The organism is Pseudomonas sp. H3_A02 (assembly GCF_054671965.1).
In genome coordinates this window covers 2,160,925-2,178,389 of sequence record NZ_CP162807.1, presented here as the reverse complement: position 1 = coordinate 2,178,389, position 17,465 = coordinate 2,160,925, and the positions used below count along the sequence as shown (strand labels likewise).

The 17,465-nt window shown below is 62.3% G+C and carries 17 protein-coding genes; 9 read left to right on the top strand and 8 right to left on the bottom strand.

The window, feature by feature from the left end; translation table 11 throughout:
• Positions 1–14: 14 nt before the first annotated feature.
• Genes AB4N80_RS09470 through AB4N80_RS09460 form a run of 3 tightly spaced genes read right to left on the bottom strand, consistent with a single transcriptional unit; the run spans position 15 to position 3,747 of the window.
• Entirely contained in the window at positions 15–2,216 is a 2,202-nt protein-coding gene (locus tag AB4N80_RS09470) for a xanthine dehydrogenase family protein molybdopterin-binding subunit (RefSeq protein WP_354339238.1), read from the bottom strand.
• Positions 2,216–3,217 carry an FAD binding domain-containing protein gene (locus AB4N80_RS09465; RefSeq protein WP_305481937.1) on the bottom strand — a complete coding sequence of 334 codons (1,002 nt, stop codon included), beginning with the start codon at positions 3,215–3,217 and terminating at the stop codon, positions 2,216–2,218. Before AB4N80_RS09465 ends, AB4N80_RS09470 begins: the two co-directional genes overlap by 1 nt.
• Positions 3,214–3,747 carry a (2Fe-2S)-binding protein gene (locus tag AB4N80_RS09460; RefSeq protein ID WP_122565098.1) on the bottom strand — a complete coding sequence of 178 codons (534 nt, stop codon included), beginning with the start codon at positions 3,745–3,747 and terminating at the stop codon, positions 3,214–3,216. Before AB4N80_RS09460 ends, AB4N80_RS09465 begins: the two co-directional genes overlap by 4 nt.
• Positions 3,748–3,938: 191 nt before the next feature.
• On the opposite strand from AB4N80_RS09460, the gene AB4N80_RS09455 reads away from it, so the two are divergent.
• Positions 3,939–4,217, top strand: coding sequence for a type II toxin-antitoxin system RelE/ParE family toxin (locus tag AB4N80_RS09455; RefSeq protein ID WP_122565114.1), 279 nt, complete (start codon positions 3,939–3,941; stop codon positions 4,215–4,217).
• 15 nt (positions 4,218–4,232) lie between these two features.
• Positions 4,233–4,520, top strand: coding sequence for a HigA family addiction module antitoxin (locus AB4N80_RS09450; RefSeq protein ID WP_122565097.1), 288 nt, complete (start codon positions 4,233–4,235; stop codon positions 4,518–4,520).
• Positions 4,521–4,526: 6 nt separating this feature from the next.
• Here the strand turns inward: AB4N80_RS09450 and AB4N80_RS09445 are convergent, their stop codons facing one another.
• Positions 4,527–5,093 (bottom strand): DJ-1 family glyoxalase III, encoded by a 567-nt coding sequence (locus AB4N80_RS09445; RefSeq protein ID WP_460081720.1) that lies wholly within the window; start codon positions 5,091–5,093, stop codon positions 4,527–4,529.
• A gap of 160 nt (positions 5,094–5,253) precedes the next feature.
• Positions 5,254–5,706: a DUF4879 domain-containing protein gene (locus tag AB4N80_RS09440; RefSeq protein ID WP_305468584.1), complete on the bottom strand. Its 453-nt coding sequence runs from the start codon at positions 5,704–5,706 to the stop codon at positions 5,254–5,256.
• A gap of 204 nt (positions 5,707–5,910) precedes the next feature.
• On the opposite strand from AB4N80_RS09440, the gene AB4N80_RS09435 reads away from it, so the two are divergent.
• The 4 genes from AB4N80_RS09435 (at position 5,911) to AB4N80_RS09420 (ending at position 9,876) form a co-directional block, all read left to right on the top strand.
• A complete protein-coding gene (locus AB4N80_RS09435; protein WP_122565094.1) occupies positions 5,911–7,206 on the top strand; it encodes an NCS2 family permease in 1,296 nt (431 codons plus the stop codon).
• Entirely contained in the window at positions 7,203–8,282 is a 1,080-nt protein-coding gene (gene trmA, locus AB4N80_RS09430) for a tRNA (uridine(54)-C5)-methyltransferase TrmA (protein ID WP_460081715.1), read from the top strand. Before AB4N80_RS09435 ends, trmA begins: the two co-directional genes overlap by 4 nt.
• A 296-nt stretch (positions 8,283–8,578) precedes the next feature.
• Positions 8,579–9,019: a type II 3-dehydroquinate dehydratase gene (gene aroQ, locus AB4N80_RS09425; RefSeq protein ID WP_122565092.1), complete on the top strand. Its 441-nt coding sequence runs from the start codon at positions 8,579–8,581 to the stop codon at positions 9,017–9,019.
• A gap of 5 nt (positions 9,020–9,024) precedes the next feature.
• Positions 9,025–9,876, top strand: coding sequence for a shikimate dehydrogenase (locus AB4N80_RS09420; RefSeq protein WP_436278777.1), 852 nt, complete (start codon positions 9,025–9,027; stop codon positions 9,874–9,876).
• A 164-nt stretch (positions 9,877–10,040) separates the two neighbouring features.
• Here the strand turns inward: AB4N80_RS09420 and AB4N80_RS09415 are convergent, their stop codons facing one another.
• Positions 10,041–10,718: a TetR/AcrR family transcriptional regulator gene (locus AB4N80_RS09415; protein WP_122565090.1), complete on the bottom strand. Its 678-nt coding sequence runs from the start codon at positions 10,716–10,718 to the stop codon at positions 10,041–10,043.
• Positions 10,719–10,821: 103 nt separating this feature from the next.
• A complete protein-coding gene (quiC, locus tag AB4N80_RS09410) occupies positions 10,822–12,723 on the bottom strand; it encodes a 3-dehydroshikimate dehydratase QuiC (RefSeq protein WP_122565089.1) in 1,902 nt (633 codons plus the stop codon).
• 278 nt (positions 12,724–13,001) lie between these two features.
• Between quiC and AB4N80_RS09405 the strand changes: the two genes are divergently transcribed.
• On the top strand, positions 13,002–14,339 hold the full coding sequence (locus tag AB4N80_RS09405) for an MFS transporter (protein WP_305468588.1): 1,338 nt from the start codon (positions 13,002–13,004) through the stop codon (positions 14,337–14,339).
• A 139-nt stretch (positions 14,340–14,478) separates the two neighbouring features.
• Here the strand turns inward: AB4N80_RS09405 and AB4N80_RS09400 are convergent, their stop codons facing one another.
• Positions 14,479–15,357 carry a DMT family transporter gene (locus AB4N80_RS09400; protein ID WP_305468589.1) on the bottom strand — a complete coding sequence of 293 codons (879 nt, stop codon included), beginning with the start codon at positions 15,355–15,357 and terminating at the stop codon, positions 14,479–14,481.
• Between the two features lie 252 nt (positions 15,358–15,609).
• Between AB4N80_RS09400 and ypfJ the strand changes: the two genes are divergently transcribed.
• Positions 15,610–16,494, top strand: a complete 885-nt coding sequence (ypfJ, locus tag AB4N80_RS09395) for a KPN_02809 family neutral zinc metallopeptidase (RefSeq protein WP_122565086.1) — start codon at positions 15,610–15,612, stop codon at positions 16,492–16,494.
• Positions 16,495–17,442, top strand: a complete 948-nt coding sequence (locus AB4N80_RS09390) for an alpha/beta fold hydrolase (protein WP_460081706.1) — start codon at positions 16,495–16,497, stop codon at positions 17,440–17,442.
• Positions 17,443–17,465 lie beyond the last annotated feature (23 nt).

Here is a 17,465-nt window from a genome sequence, read left to right as displayed (position 1 = left end):
AGCCACACAGGCCACTAGATTAACTTGTCGAGGGTGATGGGGAAGTCCCGCACCCGCTTGCCGGTGGCGTGATAAATCGCATTGGCCACCGCTGCTGCCACCCCGACGACGCCGATCTCACCCACGCCCTTGGACCCGAGTGCATTGACGATCGCGTCCTGTTCTTCGACGAAAATCACCTCGATGTCTCCGATGTCGGCATTGACCGGCAGGTGATACTCCGCCAGGTTGTGATTCATGTGGCGCCCCAGGGCGTGATCGGTCAGGGTTTCTTCGTGCAGGGCCATGCCGACGCCCCACACCACGCCGCCGAGAATCTGGCTGCGGGCGGTTTTCGGGTTGACGACCCGGCCGGCGGCGATGGCGCTGACCAGTCGGTTGACCTTCACCGTCCCCAAGTCCTCGTCCACCCATACCTCGACAAACACCGCCGAGTGAGTGGCCGTGGCGTAAGCCTGGCGTTTTGCATCCGGCTCGGCGGTGACCTGGGCCTGCAACGGTGTCTCGCCACTTTTTTGCGCCAGCTCCGCTAACGCGACGCTCGCTTCGCCCAGCCGCAGTTGGCCATCGACAAACGTCACTTGCTCAAGGGTCGCGCCACTGAAGGCCGGGCAGGCCTGGCGAGCCACGGCCAGGAGCTTTTCCTTCAGTGCTTCACAGGCCTGCTGCACGGCCGTGCCCACCGACGAGACGGTGAACGAACCACCCTGCAACGGCGCGGTTGGCAACGACGAATCCCCCAGGATAAACGCGACGTTCTCAAGGGAAACGCCTGAAGCCTCGGCGGCGATCTGGGTCATGACCGTGTAGGTGCCGGTGCCGATGTCCGTGGTGGCGCTGCTGACGGTCAGCTTGCCATGGGTATCCAGGGAGGCTTTGGCACTGGCCTTCTGCTGCATGGCCTCCCACACGCCACCGGCCATGCCCCAGCCGACCAGTTGCCGGCCTTCACGCATGCTGCGCGGTTCCGGGTTGCGCTTGTCCCAGCCGAAACGACGGGCGCCTTGGGCGTAGCACTCACGCAGTTCCTTGCTGGAATACGGCTTGCCTTCGTTCTCGTTGCGTTCGGCGTAGTTGATCAAGCGCAGTTGGATCGGATCGATCGCCAGGGCGCAGGCCAATTCATCCATGGCGCACTCCAAGCCAATCAACCCGAGGGCGGCACCAGGGGCGCGCATGTCCAGGGGCGTGTAGACGTCCAGCGGCACCAGCTTGTAGGTCAACTCAACGTTGTCGCAGTGATAGAGCATGCCGCTCCACTCCACCACGTGTTCGGTGAAGTCCTCGAAGCGCGAGGTCTGGCCGATAGCGGTGTGCGCCACGGCCAGCAAGCGACCGTTGGCCGCCGCCCCCAGTTGCACGCGCTGGAGGGTGCGCGGCCGATAACCAAAGGTGAACATCTGCTGGCGCGTCAGGCTGACCCGCACCGAGCGCTTGAGGGCCATGGCCGCCATCACGGCCAACGGCAATTGATACTGCGGGCGCAGCCCGGAACCGAAGGCGCCGCCGACAAACGCGGCAAACACCCGCACCTGTTCTTTCTCGAGGCCGAAGACCTTCTGCACATAGGATTGGCAGTTCTGCGTGCCTTGGGTCTTGTCGTGGATGTGTAGGCTGCCGTCAGGCTGATACAGCACGGTGGAGGCGTGTGGCTCCATCGGGTTGTGGTGTTCGATCGGCGTGCTGTAGGACACGTCCACGCTGAGCGCGGCGCTGGCGTACTCGCCCTGAAAATTCCCACGGGGCTTGGGCAGTTCAGCAGGTGCCGGGTGGGCGTCGTTTTGCAGGACGATCAGATCGGTCTGATGCTCCTGGGCCTCGTATTCGATTTCAACCAGCGAACCGGCGTACCGGGCCAGCTCAAGGTTTTCCGCCACCACCAGGGCCAATGGCTGGCCGCTGTAGAGCACCTGGTCGTTGAACAACGGCCGGAACGGCGAGCCGTCCGCCGCATCGGCATCCTGATACGGCTCGTCGTAGCTGGCGATCCTCGGCCGGTTGGTGTGGTCGATGACCGCGACCACACCGGGCAGCGCCAGGGCTCGGGACGCATCGATGCGCAGCACGCGGCCACGGGCAACAGTGCCGGAGACGACGCTGCCGTGCAGCAAGCCGTCTTCGGGGTATTCAGCGGCGTAACGGGCCTGACCCGTCACCTTGAGCAGGCCATCGACCCGGTCCAGTGGCTGCCCTATGGATTTGCTCGAAGCGTTCATCAGGTGTGTCCTCCCTGCGGTGCGCAACCCAGCGCGGCATCACTCAAGGCGCGGACAATCGCCCGGCGCGCCAGTCTGACCTTGAAGCCGTTGTGTTCCAGCGGCTCGGCGTTTTGCAACAGCGCGTCGGCGGCGGCGGTGAAGGTTTCGCGGCTGACGGTCTGCCCGATCAGCCAGCTCTCCACCGCCCGGTCACGCCAGGGTTTATGCGCTACGCCCCCCAGGGCCAAGCGCGCCTGGCGAATCACCGGCCCGTCCAATTCCAGCGCCGCCGCCACCGAGACCAGCGCAAAGGCGTAGGAGGCGCGGTCACGGATCTTCAGGTAGTGGCTATGCTCGGCAAAACCGGCGGCAGGCAATTCGATGGCGGTGATCAGCTCATCGTCGGCCAGTTGGTTATCGCGCTCCGGAGCATCGCCGGGCAGGCGATGGAAGTCGGCGAACTCGATGGTCCGCGCCCCGCCCCGACCCAGGACATGGACCACCGCTTCCAGGGCCGCCAAGGCCACGCACATGTCGGAAGGATGGGTGGCGACACATTGATCGCTGGCGCCGAAAATCGCGTGGATCCGGTTCAAACCGTTCCGGGCCGGGCAACCGCTACCGGGCCGGCGTTTGTTGCACGGCACGCTCGCGTCATAGAAGTAATAGCAGCGGGTACGTTGCAACAGATTGCCGCCGGTGCTGGCCATGTTGCGCAATTGTGGCGAGGCGCCGGCCAGGATGGCCTGGGCCAGCAGCGGATAACGACGCTCGATCCACGGGTGCCAGGCCAGGTCGGCATTGCTCACCAATGCGCCGATCATCACCCCGCCGGACGGGGTTTCGCTGAGATCCGCCAGGGGCAACCCGGTAATGTCGATCAGGTGCTCGGGACGGGTAAGATTCTCCTTCATCAGGTCCAGCAGGTTGGTGCCGCCGGCGATGAAGCGCGAAACCGGGCTCGACAGATCGACGGCCGCCTGCACCGTGTCCGGCTTGCTGTATTGGAAAGGGTTCACTGGTCACCTCCCTGCGCCTGGGGTTGGCGGCACAGGGGCAGCGCCTGCTCGATGGCATCGCGAATGTTGTTGTAGGCGCCGCACCGACAAAGGTTGCCGCTCATCAGTTCACTGATCTGTGCGCGGCTCTGCGCCCTGCCCTCGTTGGCCAGCCCCACCGCCGAACAGATCTGCCCCGGCGTGCAATAACCGCACTGGAACGCGTCATGGGTGATGAACGCCTGCTGCATGGGATGCAGTGCCTCATCGCCGGCCAGGCCTTCGATGGTGGTCAACTCGGCGCCGTCGCACATCACCGCCAGGGTCAGGCAGGCATTGATCCGCTTGCCATCGCGCAGCACCGTACAGGCGCCGCACTGGCCGTGGTCGCAGCCTTTCTTGCTGCCCACCAGGTCCAGCTGCTCACGCAGCAGGTCCAGCAAGGTGGTCCAGGCCAGCACTTGCAACTCGCGCACTTGGCCATTGAGGGTCAGACGGATCGGATGACGGACGAAGGCCGCCGGCGTCGCTTCGGACAGGGTCGCGCTCATGGAACACCTCACGGTTGGTCGTACTCGCGGCGTTTTGGGAAACCGCCGTCATAAGGGGTACGACTTCAGGGTGGGGTGAAGCGTTCAAGGCAATTGCGATGCGGCTAAAACGCAAGAAGCATGGATTCAACTGGCCTGTGCGGTATATATGTACCGCATCGAGTGTAATGTATCGCCTTACACTCTATTCCATGATTAAATCCTTCCAGCACAAAGGCCTCAGACTCTTTTATGAGACGGGGTCGACCCGTCGTAGCCGGGCGGACCACGGAAAACGCCTGGCCCGTATGCTCCAGTTCATGGACAGGGCGCAGGTCGCCAACGACTTGGATATTCCCGGATGGCGATTGCATCCGCTCAAGGGTGAGCTGGATGGATACTGGTCGCTGGGGGTTTCGGGAAACTGGCGGGTTATTTTTCGTTTCATCGGGTCCGATATCGAACTGGTCGATTATCTGGACTACCACTGATCAGGAGGCTGGAACATGCCCATGCACAATCCGCCACACCCTGGCGAAACCTTGCGGCTGGACGTGTTGCCCGCGCTGGGCATCACGGTCACCGAACTGGCGCGACACCTGGGCTTCGCCCGGCCTCATCTCTCCCGGGTCTTGCATGGTCATGCGCCCATCAGCCCCGATCTGGCCGTGCGCCTGGAACGGGCCGGGATCGGCAAGGCCAGGGTCTGGCTGGGTGTCCAGACTGACTACGATTTGTGGCAGGCCGAACGGCGTGAACAGCCTGTGATCGAACCCTTCCCACAGCACGCTTGACGTCTGTCAGGCCAGCAACTCCGCCGCCACCACGTTCCTCACGCCCTTGCCGCTGAGCTGTTCCACCAGCATCAAGGCGAACGCCAGGGCGGCGGCCGAGCCTTGGGCGGTGATGCAGTTGCCATCCACCACCACGGGTTGATCGACGAAGCTGCAACCGGACAGTTGCTGGCTCACTGCCGGCAAGCAGGTCATGCGCCGCTGGCGCAGAAGGCCGCACGCCTGCAGCGCCAGGGCCGGGGCTTCGGCGATGGCGGCGAAGAAACGTCCGGCGGCGGCCTGGTCCTTGAGCAATTGTTGCAGCGGCTGGTGGGCGGCCAGGTGCTGGGCGCCGATGATGCCGCCCGGCAGGACGACCAGGTCGAAATCCTGCACGAGCACGTCCACCAGCATGCCATCGGCCGTCAGGCGGGTGCCGCGGGCGCAGGTGAGCATGCGCCTCCCTTCAATGCTCGCCACCACGGTTTCGATCTGCGCTCGACGCAGCACGTCGATCACGGTGACCGTCTGCAAGTCGTCGACACCCTCGGCGACGGCTATCAGGGCTCGGGGGATCTTGGTTCCAGGAATCATGGGCGCTCTCCGCTGGATGATGCTTGTAGTGTAGGAGCTGCCGAAGGCTGCGATCTTTTGATATGCGCTTGAGATTCAAGCGTCAGAGGAAAGATCGCAGCCTCGCTGCGCTCGACAGCTCCTACACAGCGTTTATGCAGTTCCTACGCGGGGAGGCGGACTATTTGATGTACAGCTCGGCCGACATCCGGTTGCCCGGTGCGTTGATCGACTGGTTGCTGAAGCTGAAGGTGCCCTCTTGCTTGCCCTTCAGATCGAAGATGTACAAATAGCCGACGACTTTGGTCCGCACCGAGCAGTCATTGAGATTGCCATTGCTGTACGCACACACTGGCGAGCGGGTGCCGTCGACTTCAAAGCCGTCCAGGGTGACATGGGGCTGGTGGCCATAGCCGACCTCCAGCACATAGACCTTGATCGTCGGGCCGTGGTCGCAACGCGTCTGCGCCTGCCCTTGGGCGATGTCCTCGAAGCCACAGGCCGGCGACTCGACCTTGAGCACCTTGACTTCACTCAAGGGCGGCGCCGACGCGGCAGTGGCGGCCTGCCCGGGCAGCCACAGGCCCAGCGCGCAGCCCATGGCCGCCAGCAGTTTTTTATTCATGTGAACCATAGAGACCTCCCGGAACCGCGCGCAGTATGGCCCACTTGGCGCGTTGGCAAAACATCGACGACGATCGCAGCCACAACGCTACGCTGCTGGTATGATGCGCGGCTTTTTCCGACCCGCAGAAAATTCCCGGGCGCCGCTGGCGACCTGTGCTTTGCTGTTGAGGTCGATACATTCACGGCGCCGGGCGCGCCACGGGGAGCAGACATGCTGGAAAGGCTGTTTCAACTCAAGGCACACAACACCAACGTGCGGACCGAGATCCTGGCGGGCGTCACGACCTTCCTGGCCATGGCCTACATTCTGTTCGTCAACCCGAGCATCCTCGGCGAAACCGGCATGGACAAAGGCGCGGTGTTCGTCGCCACCTGCCTGGCGGCGGCCATTGGTTCCACGGTCATGGGCCTGATCGCCAACTACCCGATCGCCCTCGCCCCGGGGATGGGCCTGAATGCCTTCTTCACCTACACCGTGGTCCTGCACATGGGTCACACCTGGCAAGTGGCGCTGGGCGCGGTGTTCATCTCCGCCGTGCTGTTCTTCCTGCTGTCGATCTTTCGCATCCGCGAATGGATCATCAACAGCATCCCGCTGCCGCTGCGCTCGGCCATTGCCGCCGGTATCGGCCTGTTCCTGGCGCTGATCGCCCTGAACAATGCCGGCATCGTGGTGAAAAACCCGGCGACCATGGTCGGCCTCGGCGACTTGAAACAACCGGCGCCGATCCTCGCGACCCTCGGCTTTGTCCTGATCGTCGCCCTCGAAGCACTGAAAGTGCGTGGCGCCGTGCTGATCGGCATCCTGGCGGTCACCCTCGTCTCGATCCTGATGGGCTTCACCCCGTTCGGCGGCGTCATCTCCGCGCCGCCGTCCCTGGCCCCGACCTTCCTGCAACTGGACATCAAGGGCGCCCTGGACATTGGCCTGGTGAGCGTGATCTTCGCGTTCCTGTTCGTCGACCTGTTCGACAACTCCGGCACCCTGATCGGCGTCGCCAAGCGCGCCGGGCTGATGGGCAAGGACGGCCACATGCCGAAAATGGGCCGTGCGCTGATCGCCGACAGCACCGCGGCCATGGCCGGTTCGCTGCTGGGCACCTCCACCACCACCAGCTACATCGAGTCGGCGGCGGGCGTCAGTGCTGGCGGCCGTACAGGCCTGACCGCCATCGTGGTGGCGATCCTGTTCCTGCTGGCGCTGTTCTTCTCGCCACTGGCTGCCAGCGTTCCGGCCTTCGCCACTGCGCCGGCCTTGTTGTTCGTCGCCGTGCTGATGACTTCGGGCCTGGCGGAAATCGACTGGGATGACATCACCGTCGCCGCCCCGGTGGTGATCACTGCCCTGGCGATGCCATTCACTTATTCCATCGCCAACGGCATCGCTTTCGGTTTCATCGCCTGGACCGCCATCAAACTGGTGTCTGGCCGTGGCCGTGAGCTGAACTCGGCGCTGGTCATTCTGTCGATCCTGTTCGTGATCAAGTTGGGTTGGTTCAACGCATGACTTTTGATTCCCAGGCCTACGCCGCCCAGTTGCAGGACAAGGTTACTCGCTTGCGTGACCTGCTGGCGCCCTTCGATGCACCGGAACCTGCGGTGTTCGATTCGCCCCTGAAAAACTTTCGCCTGCGAGCCGAATTCCGTCTCTGGCGCGAGGCTGGCGAACGGCACTACGCAATGTTCTCCCAGGACGACAAGCGCACACCGATCCTCATCGAGGATTTTCCCATTGCCAGCCTGCGCATCAACCAGTTGATGCCGCAACTCAAGGCCGCCTGGCAAGCCAGTGCGCCCCTGAGCCATAAGCTGTTCCAGGTGGAGTTCCTGACCACCCTGGCCGGCGATGCGATGATCACTCTGTGCTATCACCGCCCGTTGGACGAGCACTGGCACGTCGCTGCCTCGAAACTGGCGGCCGACCTGGGCGTGAGCATCATCGGTCGCTCCAAGGGCAAGCGGGAAGTGATCGGCCATGACTACGTGGTGGAGAAACTCGACGTCGGCGGTCGTACCTTCAGCTATCGCCAGCCCGAAGGCGCCTTCACCCAGCCCAACGGCACGGTGAACCAGAATATGCTCAACTGGGCTTATGACGCGCTGGGTGAGCGCAGCGACGATCTGTTGGAGTTGTACTGCGGCAACGGCAACTTCACCCTGCCCCTGGCCACCCGCGTGCGCAAAGTCCTGGCCACCGAGATCAGCAAGACCTCGGTGAACGCTGCGTTGAGCAACCTCAGCGAGAATGCTGTGGATAACGTCACGCTGGTGCGCCTGTCCGCCGAAGAACTGACCGAAGCCTTGAACGAAGTCCGGCCGTTCCGCCGCCTGCAGGGCATCGACCTGAAAAGCTATGAATTCGGTAGCGTCTTTGTCGACCCGCCTCGCGCCGGCATGGACCCGGACACCTGCGAGCTGACCCGACGTTTCGACAACATCCTGTACATCTCCTGCAACCCTGACACCCTCGCCGCGAACATTGCGCAACTGAACGACACCCACCGCATCACGCGCTGCGCGTTGTTCGATCAATTTCCTTGGACCCATCACATGGAGTCCGGGGTGTTGTTGACGCGGCGTTAAACGCTGGGGCGATCTCCCCTCTGGGCTGGACTGGGCAAAGCTCTGTGGGAGCAAGGCTTGCCCGCGATACAGGTAGAAATTGAGTCGCCTGTATCGCGGTCAAGCCTTGCTCCCACAGATAAAATCCCTCGCCACAATTGCCCTCCCTCACTTCCCAACAATGGTCATGTTCGATCATCGAACACTTATTGCCCGATGACCGCTGCTTTATTTGACCAAATTAACCATCTAGTACAATTTATCTCGACCGGCTGAAACCCCGCCGACACCAACAATAAAAATGTGGAGAAATTGCGATGCCTCCGATCGTTCTGGTGCTCAACGGCCCGAACCTGAACCTGCTCGGCACCCGCGAGCCGGCAACCTACGGCCACGAAACCCTGGCTGACATCTCGTCGCTGTGCGGCCGCGCCGCTGAAGAATTCGGCCTGGGCGTGGAATTTCGCCAGACCAACCAGGAAGGCGAATTGCTCGACTGGATTCACGGTGCCCGTGGCCGGTGTGCCGGTATCGTCATCAACCCGGCGGCCTGGACTCATACATCCGTGGCGATCCGCGATGCGCTGGTGGCCAGCGAAGTGCCGGTCATCGAAGTTCACCTGTCCAACGTCCACTCCCGCGAGACCTTCCGCCATCACTCCTTCGTCTCATCCGTCGCTATCGGCGTGATGTGCGGGTTTGGCAGCCATGGTTATCGCCTGGCCCTGGAACATTTCAGTCAGCGGTTGAAGGGTTGATGAGCATGTCGAATATCACTGTGCTCGCCGGCCTGATCGGCGCGGGCATCCAGGCCTCTCGCACACCAGCCCTCCATGAACGCGAAGGCGATGCCCAGGGCATGCGTTACCTCTATCGGCTGATCGACCTCGATGCCTTGCAACTCGACAGCGGCGCCCTGCCCGATTTACTGAGCGCCGCCGAGCGCATGAACTTCACCGGCCTGAACATTACCTTCCCCTGCAAGCAGGCGATCATCCCGTTGCTCGATGAGCTTTCACCCGAGGCCCGAGGCATTGGCGCAGTGAATACCGTGGTGTGGAAGAATGGCAAACGCATCGGCCACAACACCGACTGCCTGGGGTTCGCCGAAGGTTTCCGTCGCGGCCTGGGTGATGTTTCCCGTCGACGCGTGGTTCAGATGGGCGCCGGTGGCGCTGGCGCGGCCGTGGCCCACGCGCTGCTGGCAGAAGGCGTACAGACGCTGAGTATCTTTGATGTCGAGGTCAGCCGTGCCGAGGCCCTGGCAAATAACCTGAACCAACACTTCGGCGCCGGCCGCGCCCGGGCCGGGCATGACTTGACCAGCGCCATGGCCGAAGCCGATGGCCTGGTGAACACGACGCCCATGGGCATGGCGAAACTGCCAGGCATGCCGGTGCCGGTCGAATTGTTGCGGGGCGAGTTGTGGGTTGCGGAAATCGTTTACTTCCCGCTGGAAACCGAACTGCTGCGCAACGCCCGTGCCCTCGGCTGCCGCACGCTGGATGGCGGCAACATGGCGGTGTTCCAGGCGGTGAAGGCCTTCGAGCTGTTCAGCGGCGTGGCGCCGGATGCGCAGCGGATGCTGGCGCATTTTCAAAGCATGAATCACTAAAACCGGGTGACAATCCCTTGTGGGAATGACTTGTGGGAGCGAGCTTGCTCGCGATGGCGGCGTGTCAGTCACTTCAATACCGACTGATCCACCGCTATCGCGAGCAAGCTCGCTCCCACATAAGCTCGCTCCCACATAAGCCCGCACACACATCAGGTTCGGTGTCAGGCCTGCAAGTATCTCAACACCGACTCACACACCATCTGCCGATGCCGCTGCTTGACCGCTTCGTCCGACAAATCGATCTGAAAGATCTCACCGAACGTCTGGCGATTGGATACCCGGTAGAAACAGAACGAGCTGATCAGCAGATGCACATCCAGCGGCTCGAGGCCGGCACGGAACACGCCCTCTTCGGCGCCCCGCCGCAAGATCACGCCCAGGGAATCGAGGATGGTGTTGGTCATCGCCTTGATCGTGCCTGACTGCTTCACGTATTCGGCGTTGTGGATATTCTCGATGCAGACGATGCGCACGAAATCCACGTTGCGATCGTGGTGGTCGAAGGTGAATTCCACCAGGCGCCGGATCGCGTCGACCGGGGCCAGTTCCGCCAGATGCAAGCGGCTCTCGGTGGTGCGGATATCGCCGTAGAGTTTTTCCAGCACCTCGACGTACAACTGCTCCTTGCTGCCGAAGTAGTAGTAGATCATGCGCTTGGAGGTGTGGATGCGCTCGGCAATGGCATCAACCCGGGCGCCGGCCAGGCCTTGCTGGACGAACTCGACGATGGCTTCCTGAAGAATGTTTTCCCGGGTCTTTTCCGGGTTGTTCTTGCGACTCTTGCGCGGCGTGGCGACGGGTTCGTCGAGCGCTGCGGAAAGCTCTGGATTCATAGTCATTGCGGGGCTCACGGCCATCACTGCACAGGCTGGCGATTATGGGCCGCACCGTGCAGTGAAGGAAGCCACGGCGTTGCCCTTTACCGCAGCGTTTACGATTTCCCTACAACTTGGCGTGCCGCAAACCACCGCTGCGGGACTTGGCCATGGCCGCCAGGCGCACCGCGACGTTGGCGGCGCCATAACCGGCGTAACCGTTCTTGCGCTGGATAATTTCAAAGAAAAACCGCCCCTCGAACGGCTCGGTGTAGACGTGGAACAGCTCGCCACCCTGGGCATCGCGGTCGTACAGCACGTTGAAATAGGCCAGTTCGCTGAGGAACTCGTCGTCGAAATCGAAACGCGCCGCCAGGTCGTCGTAATAGTTGAGCGGAATGTCCAGCAACGGTACGCCCGCCTCTTTGGCACGACTGACCTGGGCGAAGATGTCGTCGCAATCGAAGGCGATGTGATGCACGCCGGAGCCGCGATAACTCGACAGCGCGTGTGAGATCGCGGTGTTGCGGTTCTCGGAAATGTTCAGCGGCAAGCGGATCGAACTGCAGCGGCTGCGCAGGGCACGGCTTTTTACCAGGCCATAGGGGTCGGGCAAGACCACTTCGTCGTCGGCCTCGAAATCCAGCAGGCTCTTGTAGAACAGCACCCAACTGTCGAGGCTGTCGGCCGGCAGCGCCATCGCCATGTGGTCGATGCGCTTGAGCCCGGCCCCGATCACCGCACCCGGCTGCAGGTTGAAATCGGTGCCATAGACGTCGGCTTCCTGGTCCACCAGGTAGATCAGGCTACCATCCGGTGCGCGCACCGCCGCCAGCTCCAGCTCATTGGGCCCCACCAGCCCGCGATAAGGCTGGCCCTTGTAGGCAACCGCCCGCTCCAAGGCGCTGGCACTGTTTTTCACGCGCACGGCGGTGGCGCACAACGAAGGCCCATGGGCTTCGAAAAAGCTGTGGGCGAAGGAGTACGGTTCGCTGTTGAGGATCAGGTTGATATCACCCTGGCGCAGCAGGCTGACATTCTTCGAACGGTGCTGGCCGGCCTTGACGAACCCCAGGCGCTCCAGCCAATGGGAGAGCTTGGCGCCGAGGCTATCGTCCACGGCAAACTCGAGGAACTCGATGCCGTCGTATTCGCTGGCCGGCGGCGTGGCGAACAGGATATCGGCCTTGCCAACGGCGCTCGCGTCTTCGGCCAGGCGCTGGCGGGTCTTTTCTTCCAGGTACAGCAGCGAGCGCAGGCCGTCGGCGGCATTGGCCCGTGGCGGCGCGGCGCGGAAGCCGTCGTTGAAGATCTCCAGCGACAGCGGCCCGGTATAACCACTCTTGATGATCGGCGCCAGGAACCCCGGCAAGTCGAACTCGCCCTGTCCCGGGAAACAACGGAAATGCCGGCTCCACTCCAAAACGTCCATGGCCAGGATCGGCGCGTCGGCCATTTGCACGAAGAAGATCTTCTCGCCGGGGATCTCGGCAATCGCACTCGGGTCGCCCTTGAGGGACAAGGTATGGAAGCTGTCGAGCAACACCCCAAGGCTGGGGTGATCGGCCTGGCGCACGATGTTCCAGACCTGTTGATACGTATTGACGTGGCGGCCCCAGGCCAGCGCTTCGTAACCGATACGCAAGCCCCGCGCACCGGCCCGTTCGGCCAACAGGCGCAGGTCATCGATCAGGATCTGCTCGTCGCCGACGCTGTCGGCCGAGGCATTGCTGCACACCAGCACCAGGTCGGTGCCCAGTTCCTGCATCAAGTCGAACTTGCGCTCGGCCCGCTCCAGGTTGCGCGCCAGACGATCACGACGGCAGCCTTCGAAGTCACGAAACGGTTGGAATAAGGTGATGGCGATGCCCAGGTCGACGCACATCTGCCTGATTTCCCGCGGGCTGCCATCGTAATAGAGAAGGTCGTTCTCGAAGATTTCCACCCCGTCAAAACCGGCGGCGGCAATGGCTTCGAGTTTTTCCGGCAAGGTACCGCTCAAGGATACGGTGGCAATGGAACGCTGCATGACGTCGGCTCCCGGGACAGGCATCGGCGACAAAAGGTGCGCCGCTTTTGAAAATGCTCTTAAAAGAGTCAGCCGATTATTGAGCTGCCGGTTTCTTTCAGCAATTTAATATGTACCATTCAGTTAGTTTTTTGGGCGATTATCGAACAAAATGCCGATTGCCGAATTGACGATTTTTTGCTCACTGCGCACCATCGCTCCCACATTGACGCCGGCCCTGCCGACTTCGCTGGACAGACCCAGACCGACCATAAGAATTTCAAAAACGGGTACACGCTATGATTCCTTCCCAAAGTTCCCGCCTGGCCCCAGGCCTGGGTGCCTCCACCGGCAGCGTCGCTGACAAGATCCGCGGCGCCATGGCCGTGGGCAAGACCCGTTGGGGCATGCTCGCCCTGGTGTTTTTCGCCACCACCCTGAACTACATCGACCGCGCCGCCCTGGGCGTCATGCAGCCGATCCTGGCCAAGGAAATGAGCTGGACGGCGATGGATTACGCCAACATCAACTTCTGGTTCCAGGTCGGTTATGCCATCGGCTTCGTGTTGCAGGGGCGGCTGATCGACCGGATCGGCGTCAAGCGCGTGTTCTTCTGCGCCGTGCTGCTCTGGAGCCTGGCGACCGGCGCCCATGGCCTGGCCACGTCGGCGGTGGGCTTCATGGTCTGCCGCTTCATCCTCGGCCTCACCGAAGCTGCCAACTACCCGGCCTGCGTGAAGACCACCCGGCTGTGGTTCCCAGCGGGCGAACGGGCCGTGGCCACAGGTATTTTCAACGCCGGGACCAACGTCGGCGCGATGTTCACCCCGATGCTGCTGCCGCTGGTGCTGCACGTGTGGGGGTGGCAGGCCGCGTTCCTGTGCATGGCCGCCCTGGGCGGGATCTGGCTGCTGTTCTGGGGCTTGAAATACTTCAACCCCGAAGACCACCCCACCGTCAAACAGTCGGAACTGGACTACATCCAGGCCCAGGACGAACCGGACCAGGTTCGCGTACCGTTCTCACGTATCCTGCGCATGCGCGGCACCTGGGCGTTCGCCCTGGCCTACTCGATCACCGCGCCGGTGTTCTGGTTCTACCTCTATTGGTTGCCGCCGTTCCTGAACCAGCAATACAACCTGGGCATCAACGTGACCCAAATGGGCATCCCGCTGATCATCATCTACCTCACCGCCGACTTCGGCAGCGTGGGCGGTGGGATCCTGTCGTCGTTCCTGATCGGCCGCGGCCTCAATCCGATCAAGGCGCGGCTGGTGTCCATGCTGCTGTTCGCCTGCTGCATCATCGGCGTGATCATGGCCGCCGGCGCCAGCAACCTGTGGATGGCGGTGTTCGCCATTTCCCTGGCCATCGGCGCGCACCAGGCCTGGACCGCCAACATCTGGAGCCTGGTGATGGACTACACGCCCAAGCACATGATGAGCACGGTGTTCGGCTTCGGCGGCATGTGCGCGGCCATCGGCGGGATGTTCATGACCCAGTTGGTGGGCCACATCCTCACGATCACCAACAACAACTACACCGTGTTGTTCACCCTGATCCCGGCGATGTACTTCATTGCCCTGACCTGGCTGTACTTCATGGCGCCGCGCAAGGTGCCGACCCTGGAAAACTGATTGCAGTCAGCCCGGGATTATTTATCCCAATGTGGGAGCAAGGCTTGCCCGCGATGAAGACGATGCGGTCCTAAGTGAACCGAGGTGCCCTCATCGCGGGCAAGCCTTGCTCCCACAATTGATCCCTTCACAATCGGTGTTAAGCCCGCCGCTGTTGCCACGCCGCCGCCAACCCACTCAAGCAGATCAGCGCGATGCCCACCACAGTGGTCAGCGTCGGCGTATGGTTGAACAATAACCAGCCCAGCAGCCCGGCAAACACGATCTGGCAATACCCGAACGGCGCGAGCAGCGCCGGGGCGGCAAAGCGGAAGGCCTGGGTCAGCATCAGGTGCGCGGTCATCCCGCAGGCCCCCAGCGCCAACATCATCACCCCGTGCATCAGACTCGGCACTTGCCAGAAGAACGGCACCAGTGCGCTCATCACCAATGTGTTGCACAGGCCGGCGAAGAAGTTGCTGGTGGTCGGGCTGTCGATCTCGCTGAGCTTGCGCGTGAGCAGTTGGTAGAAACAGAAAAACAGCGCCGAACAGAATGGCAACAACACCGCCGGGGTGAACAGATCGCCGCCGGGATGGACGATGATCAACACCCCGATAAAACCGAAGATCACCGCGATCCATTGACCGCGTGTCACGTGTTCCCCCAGCAACGGTACCGACAACGCGGTCACCAGCACGGGCGCAAGGAAGTTGACCGCCGTCGCCTCCGCCAGTGGGATGAACATCAACGCAGTGGTGAAAAACAAACTGGTGCCCAGCAGGCACAACGCCCGGGCCAACTGCCACAACGGGCGCTTGGTACGCAAAACCCGCAACCCCGAACGCGGCAGGAAGATCCCCGCCATCAACAAGGTGTGCACCACGTAACGCGCCCAGACCACCATGATGATCGGATAAAAACCCGACAGATATTTGGACAACGCGTCATGACTGGAGAACAGGAACGTTGCGACCAGAATAAGCACGATGCCCTTGAAAGCCTGATTGACGCCGGAGAGCGGTGTGCTGACGGTCATGAGGGAAACCTGCGTTGCTTGATGTAAGGGCCGTGACGCACGATGCAGTTGTTGGGCCAGCGAGCATACCGATAAGTTCTGAATTCGAAGTGTAATGAAAATTGCGCAGCCAGGCAGGATTGGCTCACCGCTGAACCAAAACCCGCCTCCGTTGCCTGACAGCTCAAGCGCAGCGCGCACCTTGGGCGCCTAAAAGCTAGACTCATCGCCACAGCAGTCATTTTTAGCAGGGTCATTCAGAGGATTTTCCACATGTTATGGAAAAAAGGTCGCCGCAGTGACAACGTGGTGGACGCCCGTGGTGACGGTGGGGGCGGTGGCGGAATGCGTTTCGGCGGCGGCAAGGGATTGAGCCTGACGGCCATTATCCTGATCGTCGGCATCGGCTGGATCACCGGCCAGGACCCGATGCAGATTCTCGGGCAACTGGCCGGGCAGATGGACCAGTCCGCGCCCGCCACTTCACAAACCCGCCAAGCGCCACCGGCCAACGATGAACAGGCCGAGTTCGTGCGCTCGATCCTCGGCGATACCGAAGACACCTGGGGCCAGGTCTTCCAGCAGGCCGGACGCCAGTACCAGCAACCCAAACTGGTGTTGTTCAGCGGTCGAGTCAACTCGGCCTGCGGCCTGGCCTCCTCGGCGACCGGTCCGTTCTATTGCCCGGCGGACCGGCAGGTCTACCTGGACATGAGTTTCTTCAAGGAAATGTCCCAACGCTTCGCCGCCGCCGGAGACTTCGCCCAAGCCTACGTCATCGCCCACGAAGTCGGTCACCATGTGCAAACGCTGCTCGGCGTGTCGGCGAAAATCCAGGAAGCCCGCCAGCAAGGCCGGCAGATGGAGGGCGACGGCGGCTTGTTGGTACGCCAGGAATTGCAGGCCGACTGCCTGGCCGGGGTCTGGGCCAACCATGCGCAAAAACGCCTGAACTGGCTGGAGCCGGGGGACATCGAGGAAGCCTTGACCGCCGCCAACGCCATCGGTGATGACCGCTTGCAGCAACAAGGCCAGGGCCGCGTCGTGCCGGACTCCTTCACCCACGGCACTTCGGCGCAGCGGGTGCGCTGGTTCAAGACCGGCTTCGCCCAGGGCCAGGTCAGCCAGTGCGACACGTTCGCGGCGAAAAACCTGTAGATGAAGTGGGGGGCGTTGATCGGGCTGGTGCTGTGCTGCACCGTTGCCCAGGGCGAGGAACACGGCGTCAACGTGGTCGCCCAAGGGCGCCTGCAATTCAAGGGCGGCGCCCTGGCCGTCGCCGTCAGCCCGCCCCCGGCGTCTATCCAGCGCGTGCTGATCATCCTTCATGGTCGGCTGCGCAATGCCGAAACCTACCTGCACAGCGCCGAAAAAGCGGCCGAGCAGGCCGGGCAACAGGGCACGACGCTGATCATCGCCCCACAATTTCTCAACGAGCAGGACGTGGCTCGCCACACATTGCCCAATGAGCTGCTGCGCTGGCGGGGCAATGACTGGATGGCCGGTGGCTTGTCCACGGGGCCCAATCCGGTCAGTTCTTTCCAGGTTCTCGACGACATCGTCGCGCGGGTCAGTGATCGGCAGCAGTTTCCCGAGGTGAAGGAGATCGTCATCGCTGGCCATTCCGGCGGCGCCCAAGTCGTGCAGCGCTATGCCCTGCTCGCCCACGGCCAATACCGGATCAACCCGCGGTTTGTCATCGCCAACCCATCGTCCTATGCCTACTTCGATGCGCAACGGCCCATGGCGTTCGACCCGGCCAGTTGTCCTGGCTTCAACCGCTGGAAATACGGCCTGCAGGACCTGCCCGCCTACGCCACCGGACAAACGCCTGCCCGGCTGGAGGAGAACTACGTCAAGCGCGACATCGTTTATCTGCTCGGGCAGCAGGATACCGACCCGGAGCATCCGGCGCTGGACAAGGGTTGTGAAGCGCAAACCCAAGGGCCGTATCGGTTACTGCGCGGGCATTTCTTTTTCGACTACCTGACCCGGCGTCATCCCGAGGGATTGAACCAGCGGCTGATCGAAGTGCCGGGGGTCGGGCACAATGGGAGTGGGATGTTCAATTCGCCGGAGGGGTTAAAGGTATTGTTTGGGCGGTAAGCCTTGTGTCGACTGGGAGGGCC